19 protein-coding genes and 1 tRNA gene are annotated in these 20,979 nt (G+C 70.1%); 7 read left to right on the forward strand and 13 right to left on the reverse strand.

Translation table 11 applies throughout. From position 1 onward, the window contains the following. Positions 1 to 6 precede the first annotated feature (6 nt). From OG349_RS18450 to OG349_RS18460, 3 genes are all read right to left on the reverse strand, one after another. Complete coding sequence (locus OG349_RS18450; RefSeq protein ID WP_327235659.1) at positions 7 to 408, reverse strand: DNA-binding protein; 402 nt, start codon at positions 406 to 408, stop codon at positions 7 to 9. Beyond that, on the reverse strand, positions 405 to 653 hold the full coding sequence (locus OG349_RS18455) for a type II toxin-antitoxin system CcdA family antitoxin (protein WP_167981807.1): 249 nt from the start codon (positions 651 to 653) through the stop codon (positions 405 to 407). The genes OG349_RS18450 and OG349_RS18455 overlap by 4 nt, the downstream gene beginning before the upstream one ends. Positions 654 to 725: 72 nt before the next feature. Next, positions 726 to 1,952: a hypothetical protein gene (locus OG349_RS18460; protein ID WP_327235660.1), complete on the reverse strand. Its 1,227-nt coding sequence runs from the start codon at positions 1,950 to 1,952 to the stop codon at positions 726 to 728. A 97-nt stretch (positions 1,953 to 2,049) separates the two neighbouring features. On the opposite strand from OG349_RS18460, the gene OG349_RS18465 reads away from it, so the two are divergent. Continuing rightward, positions 2,050 to 2,952 (forward strand): LLM class flavin-dependent oxidoreductase, encoded by a 903-nt coding sequence (locus OG349_RS18465; protein WP_327235661.1) that lies wholly within the window; start codon positions 2,050 to 2,052, stop codon positions 2,950 to 2,952. 21 nt (positions 2,953 to 2,973) lie between these two features. Here OG349_RS18465 and OG349_RS18470 read toward each other — a convergent pair whose 3' ends face one another. The 5 genes from OG349_RS18470 to OG349_RS18490 all read right to left on the reverse strand — a co-directional run bounded on the left by OG349_RS18470 (position 2,974) and on the right by OG349_RS18490 (position 8,261). Further along, positions 2,974 to 3,528 carry an RNA 2'-phosphotransferase gene (locus OG349_RS18470; RefSeq protein WP_327235662.1) on the reverse strand — a complete coding sequence of 185 codons (555 nt, stop codon included), beginning with the start codon at positions 3,526 to 3,528 and terminating at the stop codon, positions 2,974 to 2,976. Between the two features lie 131 nt (positions 3,529 to 3,659). Next, positions 3,660 to 4,589 carry a MerR family transcriptional regulator gene (locus tag OG349_RS18475; protein ID WP_327235663.1) on the reverse strand — a complete coding sequence of 310 codons (930 nt, stop codon included), beginning with the start codon at positions 4,587 to 4,589 and terminating at the stop codon, positions 3,660 to 3,662. Continuing rightward, a complete protein-coding gene (locus tag OG349_RS18480) occupies positions 4,586 to 5,479 on the reverse strand; it encodes a metal-dependent hydrolase (RefSeq protein WP_327238614.1) in 894 nt (297 codons plus the stop codon). Before OG349_RS18480 ends, OG349_RS18475 begins: the two co-directional genes overlap by 4 nt. Positions 5,480 to 5,562: 83 nt before the next feature. Next, a complete protein-coding gene (locus OG349_RS18485; protein ID WP_327235664.1) occupies positions 5,563 to 7,410 on the reverse strand; it encodes an SDR family oxidoreductase in 1,848 nt (615 codons plus the stop codon). After that, on the reverse strand, positions 7,407 to 8,261 hold the full coding sequence (locus OG349_RS18490) for a M24 family metallopeptidase (protein ID WP_327235665.1): 855 nt from the start codon (positions 8,259 to 8,261) through the stop codon (positions 7,407 to 7,409). The genes OG349_RS18485 and OG349_RS18490 overlap by 4 nt, the downstream gene beginning before the upstream one ends. Positions 8,262 to 8,544: 283 nt before the next feature. Between OG349_RS18490 and OG349_RS18495 the strand changes: the two genes are divergently transcribed. The 6 genes from OG349_RS18495 (at position 8,545) to OG349_RS18520 (ending at position 13,579) form a co-directional block, all read left to right on the forward strand. After that, positions 8,545 to 9,603, forward strand: coding sequence for an ABC transporter ATP-binding protein (locus OG349_RS18495; protein ID WP_327235666.1), 1,059 nt, complete (start codon positions 8,545 to 8,547; stop codon positions 9,601 to 9,603). Continuing rightward, positions 9,593 to 10,510: an ABC transporter permease gene (locus OG349_RS18500; RefSeq protein WP_327235667.1), complete on the forward strand. Its 918-nt coding sequence runs from the start codon at positions 9,593 to 9,595 to the stop codon at positions 10,508 to 10,510. Before OG349_RS18495 ends, OG349_RS18500 begins: the two co-directional genes overlap by 11 nt. Further along, complete coding sequence (locus OG349_RS18505) at positions 10,507 to 11,418, forward strand: ABC transporter ATP-binding protein (RefSeq protein ID WP_327235668.1); 912 nt, start codon at positions 10,507 to 10,509, stop codon at positions 11,416 to 11,418. Before OG349_RS18500 ends, OG349_RS18505 begins: the two co-directional genes overlap by 4 nt. Before the next feature lie 25 nt (positions 11,419 to 11,443). Then, a complete protein-coding gene (locus tag OG349_RS18510) occupies positions 11,444 to 12,163 on the forward strand; it encodes an ABC transporter permease (RefSeq protein WP_327235669.1) in 720 nt (239 codons plus the stop codon). Between the two features lie 281 nt (positions 12,164 to 12,444). Next, positions 12,445 to 13,140, forward strand: a complete 696-nt coding sequence (locus OG349_RS18515; RefSeq protein ID WP_327235670.1) for a hypothetical protein — start codon at positions 12,445 to 12,447, stop codon at positions 13,138 to 13,140. A gap of 350 nt (positions 13,141 to 13,490) precedes the next feature. Continuing rightward, a tRNA-Ser gene (locus tag OG349_RS18520) sits at positions 13,491 to 13,579 on the forward strand. A gap of 55 nt (positions 13,580 to 13,634) precedes the next feature. Here the strand turns inward: OG349_RS18520 and OG349_RS18525 are convergent. The 5 genes from OG349_RS18525 to OG349_RS18545 form a co-directional block, all read right to left on the reverse strand. Beyond that, on the reverse strand, positions 13,635 to 14,420 hold the full coding sequence (locus OG349_RS18525; protein ID WP_327238615.1) for an HAD family hydrolase: 786 nt from the start codon (positions 14,418 to 14,420) through the stop codon (positions 13,635 to 13,637). A 74-nt stretch (positions 14,421 to 14,494) separates the two neighbouring features. Beyond that, positions 14,495 to 15,772 carry a serine--tRNA ligase gene (gene serS / locus OG349_RS18530; RefSeq protein ID WP_327235671.1) on the reverse strand — a complete coding sequence of 426 codons (1,278 nt, stop codon included), beginning with the start codon at positions 15,770 to 15,772 and terminating at the stop codon, positions 14,495 to 14,497. A gap of 675 nt (positions 15,773 to 16,447) precedes the next feature. Continuing rightward, the gene (pheA, locus tag OG349_RS18535) at positions 16,448 to 17,383 is read right to left on the reverse strand and encodes a prephenate dehydratase (RefSeq protein ID WP_327235672.1); all 936 of its coding nucleotides are present in this window, start codon (positions 17,381 to 17,383) and stop codon (positions 16,448 to 16,450) included. Between the two features lie 83 nt (positions 17,384 to 17,466). Then, positions 17,467 to 18,813, reverse strand: coding sequence for an iron uptake transporter deferrochelatase/peroxidase subunit (gene efeB, locus OG349_RS18540; RefSeq protein ID WP_327235673.1), 1,347 nt, complete (start codon positions 18,811 to 18,813; stop codon positions 17,467 to 17,469). Between the two features lie 4 nt (positions 18,814 to 18,817). Then, the gene (locus OG349_RS18545) at positions 18,818 to 20,974 is read right to left on the reverse strand and encodes a copper resistance CopC/CopD family protein (protein ID WP_327235674.1); all 2,157 of its coding nucleotides are present in this window, start codon (positions 20,972 to 20,974) and stop codon (positions 18,818 to 18,820) included. Positions 20,975 to 20,979 lie beyond the last annotated feature (5 nt).

Below are 20,979 nucleotides of genomic sequence, written 5' to 3' on the forward strand. Positions count from 1 at the left end.
TGTGGCTCAGAGACTGATGAGCCCGATCTGCTTGCCGCACAGTCGGGCCATATCGTCGATGTCCGACGTCAGCAGGACTACGGGTCCGGGCTGCCGGAGTGCCGCCTCCGTGACAGTCGCGTCGATGGCGTACTTGTGACCGTGCAGGCCGGCCACCTTGAGCAGCCGCGCCGCTTCCTTGGCGGTCTGCTCGGTGACCGGCTCCACCTTGACCCGGGACAAGGTCCACTGGAGCCGCGGCTTGTTCACGCGGGAGTGGCTGACCTCCACGATGGTGTTCGCGCTGATGATCAGATCCGCGCCCATCTCGTGGAACACCTTCAGCAGGCCGAGGACCTTCCGGTCCTGGGCGACCCAGGCGGACAGGCCCTCGCTGTCCAACACCACGGATTCGATGTGCTGACTCACGCGGCGCTCGCGCCGCCCGTGGTCTCCGTCGCTCCCGCGATACGGGCTCGGGCCTCGGCCAGTTCCTCTTCGCTGAAGGAGCCGTGCTCGTCTTCGTAGCTCCGCAGATCCGCCCCGAGCAGTTGGTGCCTGATCTGACGGGCGACCGCCTCGGCCACGTAGCCGGAGACGTTGTCCGTGAGTTTCTTCAGCTCTGCCACCTGCTCGGTCGGCAGCGTGACCGTGATCCGGGTCGTGTCAGCCATACGGCGAGCATACCGCAGTATGCACGACAGTGGCCGTCCTTCTCGGTTGCCGGCTGTGCGGCGGGCACGCGCTCAGCGCGGCCGGACGCGGAGCAGTTCACTGAGCCGGTCACCGATCACGGAGACTCCGGGGCGCGGCTCGGTCTCGTCGTACCAGGGCTTGCGTCGGCGCAGGAGTGCGTCGCCGTGCTCGCTCCAGGTGAAGCCGGGTTGCCGCAGGAGTCTGCGGAACACCGTGTCGACGTTTTGCGGGTGTACGGCGGTCAGACGGCGGATGGGCAGCGGCGTGATCGTCTCCTCGCGCAAGTACGTGCGGAGCAGGTCCTGATGGTGCTTGCGGCCCGCGAGGTCGGGGTTGGCGAACAGGTCCAGCAGCGCCCCGTAGTCCGCGTAGAAGTTGAGTCCGTCGACCTGGTCGTAGATGACGCCGATGGTCTCCGCGTCCGCGAGTTCAGCGGGCAGCGTGAAGAGAGGCACCTCTGGGGTGGCGTGTTGATTGCCCCGGGCACGGCCGGGGCGTTGGGCCGCGGTGGCAGTCTGCTGCCGGTGGCGGTAATAGGCGTTGATGCGCTCCTCGGCTTCTCCGACGGTGAGGACCAGCTCGTCGCTGCCGAAGAAGTCGGCGAAAGCGGCCCGGTCCTCGCGCATCGAGCGCCATCCTTCCTCGACCTTCTCCGGGTTGCGGAAGACGAGGTCGGGTCGGCTGGTGGCCAGGTCGAGGGCGGCAGCGGCGATCTCCGGCGCGGCGGCCCGGGGGTAGGAGGACATGACGCCGGAGACGAGCCACGCGCCGGGCACAGTTGTCAGGCCGACCAGGCGGGCACCGAGGAAGCCTTCTTTCGCGACCCCGCGGAAAGCCGACCGCCCGGCGTTGGTGTAGGCCCGGTATTCGAGGTCGTCCACCAGGTTGAGCAGGAGCAGGCAGTCGCCGTCCTTGCCCCGTACCTCGAAGATCCCCTCCACCGGGTCACGCCAGGCCAGGACCATCTGCCGGTCGGCATCGGTCAGGGCCGTCCTCCGGGTGACGAAACGGTCGGCGACCGTGGTGCCGTCCGGAAGGCGGTGCTGAAGAAGGAAGCGGTCGATGACGTTGATCGCGGTCGCCTCGTCCAACGCGCCTTCGGGGCTGACGGCTTCCGTCAGGAGCGGGTCGAGGAATCGTTCGAAGGAGCGGCTCTCCCCGAACGCTACGAGGTCGTCCTTCAGTTCGGCGCTGCGGCGCAGGGCCTGGGCGAGGTCTGGGACGTGGCTCGTGTCGCGCTCCGGTGTGCGTCGACTTCGGCGGCGCTCATTGCTCATCCCAGCCACGGTAGCGAGACGGTGCGTGTTCCATCGCCCGCTTCCCCGATAGCGATCCATCGCCGGTGCGGGGCTTGTTGCTCGTAAGGTCGTCCCCATGCGTCTGAGCACTGTGATTCTGCCGATCTACCGCTGGCACGACGAGGGGCGGGAGGTGTGGAAACGGGCCGAGGAGCTCGGGTTCCATGCCGCGTATACGTATGACCATCTGTCGTGGCGGGTGCCGTTCCGGGACAGGACGTGGTTCGGGGCGGTGCCGACGCTGACGGCGGCGGCCGGGGTGACGGAGCGGTTGCGGCTGGGGACGATGGTGACGTCGCCGAACTTCCGGCATCCGGTCCCGTTCGCCAAGGACCTGCTCTCGCTGGACGACGTGTCGGAGGGCCGGATCACGCTGGGCGTCGGCGCGGGCGGTACGGGGTTCGACGCCACGGTGCTGGGGCAGGAGCCGTGGTCGCCCCGGGAGCGTGCCGACCGGTTCGCCGAGTTCGTGGCGCTGCTGGACCGGCTGCTGTCCGAGGACTCCGTGACGTACGACGGCACCTTCTACTCCGCGTCCGAGGCGCGGGACATCCCGGGGTGCGCGCAGCGCCCCCGGCTGCCGTTCGCGGTGGCCGCGACCGGTCCGCGGGGGATGAAGCTCGCGGCGAGGTACGGGCAGGCGTGGGTGACGACGGGCGATCCGAAGCTCTACGAGACGGGGACGCCGGAGGAGTCGCGTGACGCGATCCGCGGGCAGGTCGACCGGCTGGGCAAGGCCTGCGCGGAGATCGGGCGGGAGGTGGCCGGGGTGGAGAAGATCCTGCTCACCGGCTTCACCCCGGACCGGACCGGGCCGCTGCAATCCGTCGACGCCTTCGTGGACTTCGCGGGCAGGCACGCCGAGATCGGGATCACCGAGATCGTGATCCACCAGCCCGTCCCCGACACGGACTTCGCCGTGGACCCGCGGGTGTTCGAGCGGATCGCCACGGAGGCGCCGGCGCAGCTCGGCCGGTAGTCGCGGCGTGGGGAGTGTTCGCTAGCCGGGCAGGCGGAGGAAGCGGGGCGGTACGGAGTCGGTGAGCCAGACTCCGTTCGCGCTCAGGTGGAAGATCAGGCCGGCGCGGTGCATCGCCCCCGCGTCCACCGCCAGCACGACGGGCCGGCCACGGCGGGCGCCGACCCGGGTGGCCGTCTCCCGGTCGGCCGAGAGATGGACGTGGTGGCGGCGCATGCGGCGCAGCCCTTCGGCGCGGATCGCGTCCAGGCTGTGGGGAGCGGTGCCGTGGTAGAGGTACGCGGGCGGCTCGGCCGGTGCCAGTTCCAGGTCGACGGCGACGGTGTGGCCCTGGTTGGCCCGGATCCGGTCGCCGTCGACCGTGAAGCGCCGCTTGTCGTTGACGGCCACCGCGTGGTCCAGATCCGCGCGGCTCATCCGGAAGCCGTGCGCGGCAGCGGCGTGGAGCAGTTCTTCGATCGCCACCCAGCCGTTCGTGTCGAGGGTGATGCCGATCCGCTCGGGTTGGTGGCGCAGGTGTTTCGAGAGGTACTTGGACACCTTCACGGTGCGTCGTTCATCGGATACTCCGGTCATCCGAACAGCGTGCCGGTCGCCGGTCTGCCGCGCCAATCATTTGAACCCATTTCGATTCACAGGTTTGATCCACAGCCAACTCGACTTATCCACAGGTGATTTGAGGATGCTGTGGACAACGGGCCGTCCGTTTAACCTATTTGGGGAATATCGCTGCTTTGTCGCGTGGTTGGGGCGAGCGCGTCCAAGGTCCGTGTCTGGAGCTCCCGTTCGGCGGCCGCTGTGATGAAGGCCGCCACGTTTGCCGTGCCAACCAGCGCCTCCACGGCCTGGATCGTGGTGACGGGCAGGGCCACCTCCCCGGTCTCGACGGGCTCCGGAGGCGTTCCTTCCCCCGCGAGCCGCCGCCTGAGGTGGCGGCTCGCGAACAGCCGCATCGCGCGCGCCAGTTCCGCGTCGACGGACCGCTGGGCGAGCGGTCGTAGACGCCGTACGAGCGCGGCGGCCTCCGTCGCCTCCCCCTCCGTCGGGGACCGGTGGCCGAGATACCGGGCGAAGACGTGCTCGGTGGTGAACTCCACAAAACGGTCCGCGATCTGCTCGACCTGCCCGCGAAGCTCCCTGAGATGGCCCGATATCGCGGGGAGCGGGACACCGGCCGCATGCAACTCGGCCGCCACGGAAAGCTCCTGGGGACTCGGCACCAGGAAGAGGTCGTCGCGCCCGGGAATCCTTTCCAGGACGCCGAGTTCCAGCGCCTCGGCGACCGCCCGGTCGTCCGGTTCGCCACCGAACCGCTCGTCCAGCTCCGCCCGCGAGATCCTGGCCGCCTCCTCGTCCGTCCACGGTGCGTCCGCCTCGGCGACCAGCCCGAGCACCCCGCCCAGGCCACGCCCCGCGTCCCACGCCTCCCGCAACTCCTTGATGGCGGCCAGCGAATAGCCCCGGTCCAGCAGGTCGGCGATCTGCCGCAGCCGGGCGAGGTGCGTGTCCCCGTACACGTTGGCCCGGCCGCGCCGCTCGGGCCGGGGCAGCAGCCCGCGGTCCAGGTAGCCGCGGATCGTACGGACCGTGGCGCCGCTCGCCCGCGCCAGCCCCTCTATCCGGTACTCCGCGCTCACGCCTCCTTCCCCAGGGCCGCCCGCTCCGCCGCCCCGGCGGCCGCACGGGCCGCGGGCGAGGACGCGAGATAGGCGACGGCCAGGCCCAGCGAACCCTCCTTCGAGGGGTGGTACGACCTTCGGAGGTAGCGGGGTATCGCGGCGGCGAGTTCATGCCACGGGGGCAACAGCCCCTTCCTGATCCCCCTATGGTGCGCCGGCGGCGTGTAACGCAGCCGGCCCGCGAGCTGCGGATCGTGCCGGATCAGATAGGCGGCCCCTCGGTTCCACAGCCACAGCAGCATGGGCGCGGCGACCGCCATCGTCCCCACCCTGCGTATATACCGCAGAGGTTCCGGGCCCCCGCAGTGCTGGTACAGGTCGAACGCCACCGCCCGGTGCTCGACCTCCTCCGCGCCGTGCCAGCGCAGCAGATCCAGCATCGTCCCGTCGGCACCGGCCCGGTCCAGCGCGTCCGCGCGCAGGATCCAGTCACCCAGAACCGCCGTGAACTGCTCGATCGCGGCGACGAACGCCAGCCGGTAGAGCAGCCATCTCCCGGCGGGGAACGGGATGCCCCAGGGTGGCCGCTCACCGAGCAGCTGCTCGAAGAGATAGTCCACCTGGCGGGTGTACGCCTCGGTGTCCAGCTTCTGCTCCGCCAGGTGGTCCAGCACGTAGGAGTGCTGCACGCTGTGCGTGGCCTCCTGGCCCATGAAGCCCTTGACGTCCTTGAGCAGTCGCGGATCGGTGACCAGGGGCAGAGCCTCCTTGAAGACCCGGACGAACCACCGCTCCCCCGCAGGCAGCAGCAGGTGCAGGACGTTGATGACATGGGTGGCGGTCGGTTCGTCCGGTATCCAGTGAAGCGGAGTCCGTTGCCAGTCGAACGACACCCGGCGGGGCACGATCGCGTACCGCTCCTCGCGTTCCCGGGACTCCTCGCGCTCCCCGGAGTCCCCGGACTTCTCCCGCTCCTCGTGGCCGTCGGCGTTCACAGCGGCGGCTCCACCCGTGCGATCGCGCGCAGCGCCCCGGACGCGATCCGGGACAGGACCAGTCCCCCACGGGCCTCCGGGGTGACCGGCACCACGGCCTGGTTACGGACCACCGCGCGCAGCACCGCGTCCGCGACCTTCTCCGGCGGGTAGTCGCGCAGCCCGTACAGCCGCTTCGCCTTCTTCCTGCGCCGCGACTCCTCCTCGGCGGAGACACCCGTGAAACGCGCGGTCGAGGTGATCCCGGTGTTGACGAAGCCGGGGCAGATCGCGGAGACGCCGATCCCCTGCCCACCCCACTCCGCCCGCAGGCATTCGCTGAGCATCAGCACCGCTGCCTTGGACGTGCAGTACGCGGACAGCGCCTTCGAGGGCTGATAGGCGGCGGCGGACGCGGTGTTGACGATATGGCCGCCCTCTCCGCGCTCCACCATCTGGCGGCCGAAGAGCCGGCAGCCGTGAAGGACGCCCCAGAGGTTGACGTCCAGGACCTGCTTCCAGTCCTCGGCCGAGGTGTCGAGGAACGGGCCGGACAGCCCTATCCCGGCGTTGTTCACCAGGACGTCGACGACCCCGTACTCCGTGACGACTCTTTTGGCGAGCTTCTCCATCGCCTCACCGTCGCTCACGTCGGTCCGCTCCGCCCAGGCCTCCGGCGCACCGATCAGCCGGGCCAGCTCCGCCGTCCTGGCCGCCCCTTCGGCGTCCCGGTCGACCGCCACCACCCGTGCGCCCGCCTCGGCGAAGGCGAAGGCCGTGGCCCTGCCGATCCCGCCCGCCGCGCCTGTGACCAGCACGAGCCGCCCGCCGAAACGCCGCGCGTACACCCCGGCCGTCCTGGCCGCCGGGGCCGGCCGGACCGCCGAAACCGCAGGGGCCTCCCGGACCGCCCCGGCCGCCGTGGCCCCCTTCGGCTGCCCGCCGCCCTCGCGGTCCTCGTGCCGTACGACGAACTCACCGATCCACGAGGCCAGCTGAGCGGGACGCGTGCGCGGCACCCAGTGCTTGCCGGGCAGCGAGCGCCGTACGAGATCCGGTGCCCACCGATCCAGATCGTCGTAGAGCCGCTCCGACAGGAAGACGTCGTCGGTCGGCGTGATCAGCTGGACGGGTGCGTGCGCGTAGGGGTCCGTACGGGGCCTGCGCAGCCGCGCCCGCACGTTGTCCCGGTAGAGCCAGGCACCGTGCGCCGCGTCCTGGGGGAGCGAGGCCGTCGGGTACGGGGCCGCTCCCTCGGGGGCCTTCTCCATCCGCCGCAGGATCGCGGGCCACCGCCGGCCGAGAGGCCCGCGCCAGGCCAGCTCCGTCAGCGCGGGCGCATGCAGGGCGTACACGTACCAGGACTTGGCGCCCTGACCCAGGAGTTGAGCGGCCCCGCGGGGCGTCGGCCGCGACGCCCGCTGTGCGATCCAGTGCCCCAGGTGGTCCAGGGACGGTCCCGATACCGAGGTGAACGACGCGATACGGCCCTCGGTCCGTGCCACGGTCACGAACTCCCAGGACTGCACCGACCCCCAGTCGTGCCCGACCAGATGGACCGGCCGGCCGGGGCTCACCGCGTCGGCCACCGCCAGGAAGTCGTCCGTGAGCTTCTCCAGGGTGAAACCGCCGCGCAGCGGAACCGGCGCCGTCGACCCGCCGTGCCCCCGCACGTCGTACAGCACCACATGGAAGTCCTCCGCGAGCCGTACGGCGACCTCCGACCAGACCTCCTTGCTGTCCGGATAGCCGTGGACGAGCACGACCGTCGGCCGCGCCGCGTCGCCCGACTCGGCCACACTCAGCTCGAGCCCGCCGGTGCTGACCCGCCGCTCACGCACTTCCCCGCGCCTGTCCGTACTCATACCGTCGTCTCCCAGCGCCGCACGTGCGGCAGATCGTCGTCCAGCCAGAACGCGCTCTGTTCCGGATCGGCCGAGTCGGTGACCACCAGGATCTCCTCGAACTTCGCCCCCGTACCGCGGAATCCGAGGTGGGGTTCGACCGCCCACATCCCCGGGGCCGGCGGATGGTCGGAGAAGCCGTACGGGCTCCACAGCGGCGACCAGCCCTCCCGGTGCCCGCGCACGGCGTCGCTCGCCAGCCCCTTGAGCGCCTGGGTGCCGAAGCCGAACACACGCGGGGACCAACGGCGTTCCTCGACCCGGTCCACCGTGTGGGCGATGACGCCGAACGGATACGCCCGATGACGGTTGGCGTACCCCTGCTCGACCATCAGCCGGTCCACGTCCTGGTAGATCGCACGCAGCGTGCGCCGCTCGCGCACCTCGCGCAGGATCAGCTCACGGTGCGCCCGAAGATCATCGAGGAGCTTGTCGTGCAGGGCGTTCTCACCGATCCGCCCCGAGAAGCCGACGTCCGCCGAGAACCCGCCGTACACCGGCGCCAGATCGAGGATGAACGGCATCCCCTCCTCCAGCCGGCGGCCGGTGGGGAAGAACTGGAGCGGTATCCGGAAGCCGGTGAACGCCGTGCGGTCCCCGAACCACGCGAAGGGCAGATGGAACCAGTCCCGCACACCACGGACCTCCAGCCACCGCCGCAGCATCCGCGCGGCCTCGCGCTCGGTCACCCCCGGCCGCAGCCGCGCCCCCACCTCCTCCGCGCACGCGTACGCCAGACGCTGCGTCCGCCGGAATCCGTCCAGCTCAGCGACCGATCCGCCGCTCAGGCGCCCCCGACCCCGCTTCCGCACCTGTCCTCGCCCCCGCACGTGCTCCCGCACCCGCACCCCACCCCACGTCGCTGTGTGTGTTCGCCATGTGACACTGCCGAATGTGACAATCCCTGGCGGCTACGTCAAGGGCCGTGGGGTTACCTGTGGAAACCGGGCGGCGACCCAGGGGTGTGAAGGGGGCTGCGCGGCCGGCTCGACCCCGTACGCCCTTACGGGTTCCGTACATCTCCAGGGGGAGGCCGATCCAGCCGTCTGGTCTGACGACCCCTGTGGTCCGCGCCACTACCTTCGGAGTGTGACTGTGATCGCGACTGAAGGTCTGAGCAAAAGGTTCCCTCGGGTAACCGCGCTTGACCGGCTCTCCCTGGACATCGGACCCGGCGTGACCGGCCTGGTGGGCGCCAACGGAGCCGGCAAGTCCACCATGATCAAGATCCTGCTGGGTTTGTCCCCCGCCACGGAAGGCCGGGCCGCGGTGCTCGGGCTCGACGTCGCCACCAGTGGCGCCGCCATCCGGGAGCGCGTCGGGTACATGCCCGAGCACGACTGCCTGCCACCGGACGTCTCGGCCACAGAGTTCGTCGTCCACATGGCACGCATGTCCGGACTCCCTCCGACGGCGGCCCGCGAGCGCACGGCGGACACGCTGCGCCACGTCGGTCTCTACGAGGAGCGGTACCGCCCCATCGGCGGCTACTCGACCGGCATGAAGCAGCGCGTCAAACTCGCGCAGGCCTTGGTCCACGACCCCCAACTCGTCCTCCTGGACGAGCCCACCAACGGCCTCGACCCGGTCGGCCGGGACGAGATGCTCGGCCTGATCCGCCGGGTCTACAGCGACTTCGGCATCTCCGTCCTGGTGACCTCGCACCTCCTGGGCGAGCTCGAACGCACCTGTGACCACGTCGTCGTCATCGACGGCGGGAAGCTGCTGCGCTCCAGCTCCACCAGCGACTTCACCCAGATCACCACGACCCTCGCGGTCGAGGTCACCGACACGGACACCCACCCCGACGGCACGCGGACCCTCCGCGAGCACCTCACCACGGCGGGGCTGACGCTCCACGCGGGCATGGAGGAGGGGCTGCCCGGGGCCGGGCACATCCTGCTGATCGAGGCCGCGGGGGAGGAGACGTACGACATCGTCCGTGACACCGTCGCCGAACTCGGGCTCGGCCTCGTACGGATGGAACAGCGCCGCCACCACATCGCCGAGGTCTTCCGCCCTCAAGCGGCCGAAACGGCGGACCCCGCCGGGACCGAACCGGTCACACACGCGGGAGCCGTCGTACCCGCGACGGCAGCCGCCGCCGACGAGCAGTACGCACTCCAGAAGGGAGGAGACGGAGATGAGCGCTGAGACCGAGGCCCCCGCCGGCACCCCCCTGGGGGCCGACACCACCCGTATCCACAACATCGGCTACCGCAACTACGACGGCGCCCGGCTGGGCCGCGCGTACGCCCGCCGCTCCCTCTACTCGCAGTCCCTGCGGGGCTCGTACGGCCTCGGCCGCTCCGCCAAGTCCAAGGTCCTGCCCATGATCCTCTTCGCGGTGATGTGCCTGCCCGCGGGGATCATCGTGGCGGTCGCCATCGCGACCAACCTGAAGAGCCTGCCGCTCGACTACACGCGCTACGCGATCTTCACCCAGGCCGTCATCGGTCTCTACCTCGCGTCGCAGGCCCCCCAGTCCGTCTCCCGCGACCTGCGGTTCAAGACGGTGCCCCTCTACTTCTCACGCCCCATCGAGCGCGTCGACTACGTCCTCGCCAAGTACGGCGCGATGGCCTCGGCGCTCTTCGTCCTGACCGCGTCGCCGCTCGTCATCCTCTACGCGGGTTCCCTGCTCGCGAAGATGGACTTCGCCGACCAGACCAAGGGATTCGGACAGGGGCTGGTATCGGTGGCGCTGCTCTCCCTCCTCTTCGGCGGACTCGGCCTGGTGATGGCCGCGTTCACCCCGCGCCGCGGGTTCGGCGTCGCCGCCGTGATCGCGACCCTGACCATCACGTACGGAGCCGTCAGCACGGTCCAGGGCATCGCCGTCGGGACGGGCTCGGACGGCGCGGCCAAGTGGCTCGGCCTCTTCTCGCCGGTCACGCTCATCGACGGCGTACAGACCGCGTTCCTGGGCGCTTCCTCCAGCTTCCCCGGCGGCGTGGGCCCCTCGGCCGGCCTCGGCGTGCTCTACCTGCTGGTCGTCCTCGCGCTCATCGCCGGCTCGTACGCCGTCCTCATGCGCCGTTACCGGAAGGTCGGGCTGTGACCACCATCAACATCGAGCACGCCTCCCGCTGGTTCGGGAACGTGGTCGCCGTCAACGACGTGACCATGACCGTCGGCCCCGGCGTGACCGGACTGCTCGGCCCCAACGGTGCCGGGAAGTCCACCCTCATCAACATGATGGGTGGTTTCCTCGCCCCCTCCACGGGAACCGTCACGCTCGACGGCGCGCCGATCTGGCGCAACGAGTCCGTGTACCGCCAGATCGGGATCGTGCCCGAGCGCGAGGCGATGTACGACTTCCTCACCGGCCTCGAATTTGTCGTCGCCAACGCCGAACTGCACGGACTGGGTGCGAAAGCGGCCCACACGGCGCTCGCCACGGTCGAGATGGAGTACGCGCAGGACCGCAAGATCGCGACGTACAGCAAGGGCATGCGCCAGCGCGTGAAAATGGCGTCCGCGCTGGTCCACGACCCGTCGGTGCTGCTGCTCGACGAGCCGTTCAACGGCATGGACCCGCGCCAGCGCATGCAGTTGATGGAACTGCTGCGGCGAATGGGCGCCACGGGCCGCACCGTCCTCTTCTCGTCCCATATCCTCGAAGAGGTCGAGCAACTGGCCTCGCACATCGAGGTGATCGTGGCGGGACGGCACGCCGCGAGCGGTGACTTCCGCAAGATCCGCCGCCTGATGACCGACCGGCCGCACCGCTATCTCGTACGGTCCAGCGACGACCGCGCGCTCGCCGCCGCGCTGATCGCCGATCCGTCGACGGCCGGCATCGAGGTGGACCTCGCCGAGGGCGCGCTGCGCATCCAGGCGGTCGACTTCAGCCGCTTCACCGCACTGCTGCCGCGGGTCGCCCGTGAGCACTCCATCCGGCTGCTCACGGTCTCGCCCTCGGACGAATCCCTCGAGTCGGTCTTCTCCTACCTCGTAACGGCCTGAGCGCCCAGAAAGGAGCTGTGACGTCATGTACGACCCCACAGTCGCCCGGCTCACCTACCGGGCCCTGCTCGGCCGGCGCCGGGCCGCGATCCTCTTCGTACTGCCCGCCCTGCTGATCGTCATCGCGATCGCCGTCCGCGCGTTCAGCGGTGCGGACGACCAGGTCGCGTCGGACGTGCTGGGCGGCTTCGCCATCGCCACGATGGTGCCGCTGATCGGCGTGATCGCGGGTACGGGAGCGATCGGCCCGGAGATCGACGACGGCTCGATCGTCTACCTGCTCGCCAAGCCGCTCAAGCGGCCCACGATCATCTTCACCAAGCTGATCGTGGCGATCGCCGTGACCATGGCCTTCTCCGCCGTCCCCACGTTCATCGCGGGCTACATCCTGAACGGCAACGGCCAGCAGATCGCCATCGCCTACACCGTCGCCGCGCTCGTCGCGTCGATCGCGTACAGCGCTCTGTTCCTGCTGCTCGGTACGGTCAGCCGGCACGCGGTGGTCATCGGCCTGGTCTACGCGCTGGTCTGGGAGACCCTCTTCGGCAGCCTGGTGGCGGGCGCCCGCACCCTGAGCGTCCAGCAGTGGGCGCTGGCACTGGCGCAGAAGATCGGCGGCGACGGCATCATCACCTCGGACGTGAAACTGCCGACGGCGGTGGCGCTCCTGGCGATCGTCACCGTGGCCGCGACCTGGTACGCGGGCCAGAAGCTCCGCACGCTGACGCTGGCGGGCGACGAATAGCCGACGCAGACGACCTCGAAGCAGGCGAACCGCCGCGTGTGACGCAACCCCTGCCCGATGGGCGGGGGTTGCGGCGTAACTGTACGCTTATCGGTTCGTTGTCCAGGTTGCGTGGAGGCAATTGGAGTTCGTGACGTCGAGCGTTCGTGAATTTGAGGATTGCCGGTGAAGGGTGAGAAGCCGCACCGGTCGTTGAGTGAGTAGCACCGTGAGCCGACCTCCGCCCCTGAGCCCGGGGACAGGGCCGACCATCATCGGTTTCACGAACGGAAGGCATCTCCATGCCATCGGAAGTCGCCTTGCTCGAATCGCGCACCATGCGCGCCGAGCACCTGGGGCGGGTCGACGCGCTCGACAAGGTCAAGGCTCTTGTCATGCTCCCGGACGGAATTCACATCCGCACAGAGGACGCGTCCCGGTACTTCGAAGTATCCACAGACGTCATCAGGCAGTTGACCGCACGGCACCGAGCGGAGCTGACCGAGAACGGGATGCGCGTGCTGCGAGGCTCTGACCTGCGAAGCTTTCATAGTGACATGTTGTCACTATGGGGCGACGGTGGGGGCGAAAGTTATCCACAGGCAGTCACCCAGCTGACCCTCTACACCCGCCGTTCCGTCCTCAACGTCGCGATGCTACTTCGCGACAGCGACATCGCCCGGTGCGTCCGTACGTACCTCCTCGACGCCGAGGAGGGCTGGCGCGAGGGGTACGCCTCCCTGGACCGGCGCCTGACCAACGTCGAGGCCTGCCTCGGTGGAGTCGGCGTCGCCCTCCAGGAACTGGGTCCCGTCCTGAACCGGATGTCCATCCGGCTCGACAACCTGGACCGGCGACTGGACGCCACCAACAAGGTGGTGGCGGCGATCAGCCACCGGCTGTGCGCGTTGTCCGACGACATCAAGCGCATCGACGGCCGGGTGGACGACGTCGTGCACGAGCTGAGGGATCTGCGCCGCGGCCGTAGGCGTCGCTGATCATCGCTGATCCGGTAGGAGGCCCGTGCCTGTCCACCCGGGCGGACATCCGTCCGTCGGGCGGCAGGCACGGGCCGTACCGTACGTACCGCTCACCGCTCACCGCGTGCTTCGTACCGCCCGTAATTCGGTGGCGCCGAATCGGACCACCGGGCACAGTAGTTGGTGTTGGAGCACCACCACAGGACCGGGAGAGGAGCGCGGCGATGACGGGGAGTTGCAGTCCGTCGAGTTCCCACCAGGGCAGCGTCGCGCAGGCTCCGGAGTAGCCATCATCTGCTCCGTGCGGCCGCCGACGCGCTGCCCGGGGCGGCCGCTTCGAGCGCGCGTACGCGCGGGCCGCCCTTCCCGGAGGATTGGCCGAGTGGTAAGGCAGCGGCTTGCTAAGCCGTCGTCGGGGTACACACCCCCCGCGCGCGTTCGATCCGCGCATCCTCCGCACACGGGCCCGGAAAGTGCCACGTACCCACAAGGCACCACGGATCTCCGAACTCTCAGCCCTGGAGCAGCAGCTTCTCCAGCACCACCGCGATGCCGTCGTCCTCGTTCGACGCCGTGACCTCGTCGGCCACGGCCTTCAACTCCCGGTGCGCGTTGGCCATCGCCACGCCGTGCCGCGCCCAGCCGAACATCGGGATGTCGTTCGGCATGTCGCCGAACGCGATCGTGTCCGCCGCCTTCACGCCCAGCCGGCGCGCCGCCAGCGACAGCCCCGTGGCCTTGCTCAGCCCCAGCGGCAGGATCTCCACCACGCCGGCGCCCGCCATCACCACCGCGACCATGTCGCCGACCGCCGCCCGCGCGATCCGCGTCAACTCGTCGTCGTCCAGCTCAGGATGCTGGATGTACACCTTGTTCAGCGGCGCCGAGAACATCTTCACCGGATCGTCCTCGGCCACCGAGGCGAGCGGCCCCTCGTGCACCCGGTAGCCGGGGCCGAACAGCACCTCGCCGTCCAGGCCGTCCTGGCTCACGGCAAGCGCCAGCGGACCGACCTCCGCCTCGATCTTGGCCAGCGCCGCCCCGGCCAGCTGCCGGTCCAGCGTCACCGACGTCAACAGCCTGTGCTCGCCCGCGTGATAGACCTGCGCCCCTTGACCGCACACCGCCAGACCGTCGTACCCGAGGTCGTCCAGGATGCGCCGGGTCCACGGCACGGCGCGCCCCGTCACGATGATGTGAGCGGCGCCCGCCGCGGTCGCCGCGGCGAGCGCTTCACGGGTGCGCGGGGAGACCGTGGAATCCTCACGCAGCAGCGTGCCGTCGAGGTCGGTCGCCACAAGTTTGTACGGGAACGGCGCCCCCCTACCGGCGGAGTCGCCGGCCGGGGAGGCCGAAGAGGCGGCGGCGGCGCTCACTTGGCGATCGGCTCCAGAATCTCACGCCCGCCCAGGTACGGACGGAGCACCTCGGGCACCCACACCGAACCGTCCGCCTGCTGATGGTTCTCCAGCAGCGCCACGATCGTGCGCGGTACGGCGCACAGCGTGCCGTTCAGCGTCGACAGCGGCTTCACCTGCTTGCCGTCCCGCATCCGGATGGACAGCCGGCGGGCCTGGAAGCCGTCACAGTTGGACGCCGACGTCAACTCGCGGTACTTGCCCTGCGTCGGGATCCACGCCTCGCAGTCGAACTTCCGCGAGGCCGAGGCGCCCAGATCACCCGAGGCCACGTCGATCACCTGGAAGGGCAGCCCGAGAGCGCTCAGCCACTGCTTCTCCCAGTCCAGAAGCCGCCGGTGCTCGGCCTCCGCCTCCGCCGGGTCGACGTACGAGAACATCTCGACCTTGTCGAACTGGTGGACGCGGAAGATGCCCCGCGTGTCCTTGCCGTACGTCCCCGCCTCACGGCGGAAGCACGGCGAGAAGCCCGCGTAGCGCAGCGGCAGCTTGCCGGCCTCGATGATCTCGTCCATGTGGTAGGCGGCGAGCGGGACTTCCGACGTACCGACCAGGTAGTAGTCGTCCTTCTCCAGGTGGTACACGTTCTCCGCGGCCTGGCCGAGGAAGCCCGTGCCCTCCATCGCGCGCGGGCGGACCAGCGCGGGCGTGAGCATCGGGACGAGGCCGGCCTCGGTGGCCTGCGCGATCGACGCGTTCACCAGAGCGAGCTCCAGCAGCGCGCCGATCCCCGTCAGGTAGTAGAAGCGCGAGCCGGACACCTTGGCGCCCCGCTCGACGTCGATGGCGCCCAGCGCCTCGCCCAGCTCCAGGTGGTCCTTGGGCTCGAAGCCCTCCGCGGCGAAGTCGCGGATCGTGCCGTGCGTCTCCAGGACGACGAAGTCCTCCTCGCCGCCCACCGGGACGTCGGGGTGCACCACGTTGCCCAGCTGGAGCAGCAGCCGCTTGGCCTCGTCGTCGGCCTCGTGCTGCGCCACGTCGGCGGCCTTGACGTCGGACTTGAGCTGCTCGGCCTTCCTGAGCAGCTCGGCCTTCTCCTCGGGCGAGGCCTTGGGGATCAGCTTGCCGAGCGACTTCTGCTCGGAGCGCAGCTCGTCGAAGCGGAGGCCGGACGACCTGCGCCGCTCATCGGCGGAGAGCAGGGCGTCGACGAGCGCGACGTCCTCTCCACGGGCGCGCTGGGAGGCGCGGACACGGTCGGGGTCCTCACGGAGCAGGCGAAGGTCAATCACCCCACAAGGCTACCGGTGCCCACCGACACCACCCCACTCGATATCGGCACGCGTGTCTCTTTGTCCTGCTTGCCGGAATTGTGCAAATTGAGAAAAGTGCGCAGCGGTGAAGGCGGGGGTGATCTTGGAGGGTATTCGCCTCGCGTCAATGAAAGTGATCCAATTCCCCGGAAAGGGGCAGTCGGGCCTCGCCGCCTTGACTCACCGTCCTTGTGGAGAAGGGGACTTGGGGGTGGCGACCGCGTTGAGTTGTCCACAGTGGGCTGTGTGTTACCGGCAGAGTTATCCACAGGCTGTGTGGGAGTTCTGTGGATGGCGGAAGCGATCATTCCGGGGTCTGCGTGCAGGCCGAAGAATTCCCCGCTCAAACCCACTTCACACACTCATTCGGGTGGGAATGGCTCACTCTGACGAGTTGGTCGCTGGAATTGGGGTGACACGGGCGACCTGGCGCCCTGTGGACGGGAGTGGGGTGACTAGGGTGATTTGTCGACTGCGCCGGGTTGGGTTATCGACTTGTCCCCAGGTCGAGAAGCAAGCCTGTGGATAACTTTGGTCTGCATCCACAGGCTGAGAAAGATGCGCAGGCCGAGAGGTAGGGGTGCCGCGCACCCGAGACGTACGTGTGCCGCGTGCATGTTTCCTGCGTACGTGGGCCGGCCGCGGCCTACGCGCTCAGGCCCGGCCGTCCTGGCTGCGCGTCAGCCAGTCCGCCGCCTCGATGAACTCGGCGTCCGAGGTGCCGGGCCGCAACTGCCCCGCGTCGGCCGCCGACACCCCCGCCCGGGGGTACGACCCCAGGAACCGCACCTTGGGGCAGATCCGCTTGAGCCCCATCAGCGCCTCCCCCACCCGCCGGTCCGCGATGTGCCCCTCGGCGTCCACGGCGAAGCAGTAGTTGCCGATGCCCGCGCCCGTCGGCCGCGACTGGATCAGCATCAGGTTGACCCCCCGCACCGCGAACTCCTGGAGCAGTTCGAGCAGCGCGCCGGGACGGTCGTCGCCCAGCCAGATGACGACCGAGGTCTTGTCGGCCCCGGTCGGCGACGCGGGCCGCGCGGGGCGGCCCACCAGCACGAACCGCGTCTCGGCGTTCTCCGCGTCGTGGATCTCGGTGACCAGCGGCGTCAGCCTGTACGTCGCCGCCGCGAACTCACCCGCGAACGCCGCGTCGAAACGGCCCTCCTGTACCAGCCGCGCGCCGTCCGCGTTCGAGGCCGCCGACTCCCACAACGCGTCCGGCAGATGGGTCCGCAGCCAGTTGCGCACCTGGGGCTGGGCGACCGGATGACCGGTCACCGTCTTCACCTCGGAGAGCTCCGTGCCGGGCCGTACGAGCAGCGCGAAGGCGATCGGGAGCAGCACCTCGCGGTAGATCATCAGCGGTTCGCCGGAGGCGAGTTCGTCGAGCGTGGCCGTCACCCCGCCCTCGACCGAGTTCTCGATCGGTACGAGGGCGGCCGCGGCGTCCCCGTTCCGTACGGCGTCGAGGGCCGCCGGTACGGACACCATCGGGATCAGCTCACGCGTGGCGGCTTCCGGGAGCGTACGGAGGGCGGCCTCGGTGAAGGTGCCCTCGGGGCCGAGATACGTGTAGCGCGTGGCCGACATACGGTCACCCTAATAGGCCGGTGGAGGTGCCCGCTCCGGGATCATGCCCTTGAGCTGGACGCGTACGGCGCCCGAGCGACCTACTAGGCCTCCAGGAGGCGCTGGCCCACGTACTCGCCCTCGCGTGCCCCGCCCGGCACCGCGAACAGCCCGCTCGCCTCGTGGCGGATGTACGCCGAAAGCGCGTCACCGCGGTCGAGCTTGCGTTGCACGGGTACGAATCCCTTGAGCGGATCGGCCTGCCAGCAGACGAAGAGCAGCCCCGCGTCCGGCGTTCCGTCCGGGCCGATCCCGTCGTGGAAGGAGAAGGGGCGGCGCAGCATGGCGGCTCCGCCGTTCGCCTCGGGGGCGGAGATGCGCGCGTGCGCGTTGCCGGGGATGACGAGCCTGCCGTCGGGGCCGACGGTGTCGAGGGCGAGCTTGGTGCTCTCCGTCCCGCCGGTGAGGGGCGCGCCGTCGGCCTTGCGGCGGCCGATGACCTGTTCCTGTTTGTGGAGGGAGAGCTGCTCCCAGTCGTCGAGGAGCATGCGGATGCGCCGTACGACGGCGTAGGAGCCGCCCGCCATCCAGGCGGTGTCCTCCGAGGCCGTGGTGTCGGCCGCGGGGGTGGACGGCAGGAAGACGCGCCGGTCGAAGTCGGGCTCGGACGGTTTGGGGTTGGCGGTCCCGTCGAGTTGGCCCATGAGGTTGCGGGCCGTCATGGGGTGCGGGGTCGCGCCGGGGGTGCGGTTGAACCCGTTCATCTGCCACCTGACCCGGGCGGCGGCGCCCGCGTCCTTCTGGAGTGTGCGCAGCGCGTGGAAGGCGACCAGCGCGTCGTCGGCGCCGATCTGGATCCAGAGGTCGCCGTCGCTGCGCCAGCTGTCGAGGTGGTCGGAGGAGAACGGGGGGAGCGGGTCGAGCGCGGAGGGCCGGCGGCCGGTCAGGTTCGTACGGTCGAAGAAGGTACGGCCGAAGCCGAAGGTGACGGTGAGGGAGGACGGGCCGGCGTCCAGGGCGACACCGGTGTCGTGGCCGGCGGCCGGTTCCCCGGCCATCAGGGCCCGGGCCGAGGCGGACCAGCGGCGCAGCAGCGCGCTCGCTTCCTTGCGTCCCGCTCCCGGCGCCAGGTCGAAGGCGACGAGGTGGCCCCGCGCGTGCAGCGGGGTGGTGATGCCCGGCTGGTGGGCGCCGTGGAAGGCGACCGTGTCCGTGCCGAGGGTGGTCAGCGCGGTGACGGGGGCGGGTTCGCTCCGGCCGGCGGCGGAGGCCGCGGCTCCGCCCGCCGCGCCGAGTGCCAGTCCGGCGGCTCCGACGGCGCTCGCGGTGCCGAGGAGGCGGCGGCGGGAGACGCCGTCCGGGTTCCGGCCGCTCCGGCCGTCCTCGTTGTCGCCGTCGGGCCGGTTGTTCCGGTCGTTCCGGGCGAGTTTGTTCTGCCTGGTGTCGCTCACGGGGTCAGCCGATCTTCACGTTCTTGTCGACGGTGATCTGGTCGATATCGGAGGTACGCACGGTCACCTGGAGCTTCCAGACGCCCGGCATCGGGAGCTGTACCCCGTCCGCGCTCCAGTGTCCGGCGGCGAACCGCTCGGGGACGATCGGCAGCGGGCCGATCTTCTGGGAGGTCAGGGTGAAGGCCACCTTCACCTCGGGCACGTCGAGGGGCTGCCCGTCCGGCCCGTCTATGTAGAGGTGCATCAGGTTGGCGCCGGACGTGCCGGGGTCGAGGGTCACCCGCACTGTTCCCTTGCCGTTCTGGCCGCCGGTGTCGAAGGGCAGGGTGACGTCGATGGGCCCGGCGGTCGCGGGCGCGCTGGCGGAGGCGCCTGTCCGGTTCGCTTCCTGTTCGGCGGTCCGGCCGGGCTCGGTCGACGTCAGTACGGTGGTGACGGCGAGGAGTACGACGGCGACGCCGGCCTCGGCCAGGACGGAACGGCGCAGTCCGGAGCGTTCGGTGTCGGCGTCGCGCAGTCGCTTTTGGCGTGCTGTCGCCATCGCGGCTTGCTGGCGGGCGAGCTGGGCAATCCTTTGAGTATCGCCGACCGCGGTTGTGCTCGCGGTGACGGTCTCGGACCGGGTCCCCTGTCCGGTCGAGGTCTCCGACCCCGACGCGCTTTCCGCTCCGCTCCCGGCCGCCGCTCCGGCACCGGCCAGGACCGCAGCCCCAGACCCGCTCCCGGCCCCTGTCTCCGCTGCGGCCTCAGCCCCCGCCCCTGTCCCTGTCCCTGTCTCTGTCCTTGTTTCTGATGGCTCCGACGTTTCCGCTTCCGTCGTCGACTTCGCTTCTGCCTTCGCTTCTGCCCTCGCTTCTGTCCCGGCCTCCGCCGGGACCGCCCCCGACTCTCCCAGCCGTGCTGTCCATCGCCGCGAGAAGAAGGCGATGGCGATCAGGACGGCGACCAGCCCGACCTTCACCAGGAGGAGTTGCCCGTATGACGTGTCCCCGAGCGCCGACCACGATCCGACCTGCCGCCAGGACTGGTAGAGCCCGGTCGCGGCGAGTACGACGACGCTGACGAACGCGGTACGCGAGAAGCGCCGCACCGCCGCGGCCTCGATGGAGGGCGCCCGGTACAGCGCGACGAGCAGGGCAGTCAGGCCGCCGAGCCAGGTCGCCACCGCCAGCAGGTGCAGGACGTCCACCGGCATGGCGAGACCGGCCTGGATCCCGGTCGACGCGTGCTCGGAGAGCGCCCAGGTGGCGGCGATGCCGGCCGCGACGACAACGCCGCCGACGGCGAGTCCGAAGGTGAGGTCCTTCTTCTCCTTCGCCTCGTCCTCGTTCGTGGGTGTTTCCCGGCGGCCGTACGCGCCGAAGAGAACGGCCACGAAGAGCGCGGCGGCGCCGAGGAGCAGCAGCCGGGAGACGAGGGCGGTGCCGGACTTGGTGGTGAGGACGGCCCGCAGTCCGCCCAGGTCGAAGGCGTCGGCCAGTTCGCCCGAGCCGGTATAGGGGGTGCGGAGCAGGAGGAGGACAAGCGTGGCGGCGGTGAGGGCGATCCAGCCCTGGACGACCAGCCGTTGCAGAGGCCGGACGGACGCGCCGCGCGGCCAGCTGCCGAGGACGAAGGCGGAACCACCGACGAGGAGGATGAAACCGGCGTACGAGACGTAGCGCGCGACGTCGTAGAGGAAGCCGACCAGGCCGCCGCCGGCCTTCTCGGCGGGCAGGGTGGCCTCGGTCTTCGAGGGGGCCCCGATGGAGAAGGTGAAGGCGCCCGAGACGGGGTGGCTGTCGGCCGAGACGGCCTGCCAGGCGACGGTGTAGGTGCCGTCGGGCAGACCGGCGTGCAGATCCACGGCGTAGCTGACCGTTTTCCCGCTGCTCAGGTTCCGGATCTTCTGGGTGTCGACCCGCTTGTTGCTCGGGTCGAGGACACGGATCGAGCTGTCGCTCAGGGCGACCTGCTCGGAGAAGGTGAGGGTGACGTCCTTGGGGGCGGTGGCGACCACCGCCCCGTCCTCGGGGGTGCTGCCGGTCAGTGCGGCATGCGCCGACGCCGTGCCGGACAGCACGGTGAAGACGGTGCCGAGCAGCACGGTGGCGACGAGCAGCAGTCGCACGAGTGGTGCGGCCGGTGCGGCTCCGAAGCGCGGGGCGGTGGTCGTCATGGTGT

Source organism: Streptomyces sp. NBC_01317 (genome assembly GCF_035961655.1).
GTDB lineage: Bacteria > Actinomycetota > Actinomycetes > Streptomycetales > Streptomycetaceae > Streptomyces.

Bases quoted from the DNA above. Each gene is read 5' to 3' on its own strand.
- OG349_RS18545 (WP_327235674.1), bottom strand. From the start codon at position 20,974: ATGACGACCACCGCCCCGCGCTTCGGAGCCGCACCGGCCGCACCACTC.
- OG349_RS18515 (WP_327235670.1), top strand. From the start codon at position 12,445: ATGCCATCGGAAGTCGCCTTGCTCGAATCGCGCACCATGCGCGCCGAG.
- OG349_RS18485 (WP_327235664.1), bottom strand. From the start codon at position 7,410: ATGAGTACGGACAGGCGCGGGGAAGTGCGTGAGCGGCGGGTCAGCACC.
- OG349_RS18470 (WP_327235662.1), bottom strand. From the start codon at position 3,528: ATGACCGGAGTATCCGATGAACGACGCACCGTGAAGGTGTCCAAGTAC.
- OG349_RS18500 (WP_327235667.1), top strand. From the start codon at position 9,593: ATGAGCGCTGAGACCGAGGCCCCCGCCGGCACCCCCCTGGGGGCCGAC.
- OG349_RS18455 (WP_167981807.1), bottom strand. From the start codon at position 653: ATGGCTGACACGACCCGGATCACGGTCACGCTGCCGACCGAGCAGGTG.
- OG349_RS18460 (WP_327235660.1), bottom strand. From the start codon at position 1,952: ATGAGCAATGAGCGCCGCCGAAGTCGACGCACACCGGAGCGCGACACG.
- OG349_RS18510 (WP_327235669.1), top strand. From the start codon at position 11,444: ATGTACGACCCCACAGTCGCCCGGCTCACCTACCGGGCCCTGCTCGGC.
- pheA (WP_327235672.1), bottom strand. From the start codon at position 17,383: ATGTCGGCCACGCGCTACACGTATCTCGGCCCCGAGGGCACCTTCACC.
- OG349_RS18465 (WP_327235661.1), top strand. From the start codon at position 2,050: ATGCGTCTGAGCACTGTGATTCTGCCGATCTACCGCTGGCACGACGAG.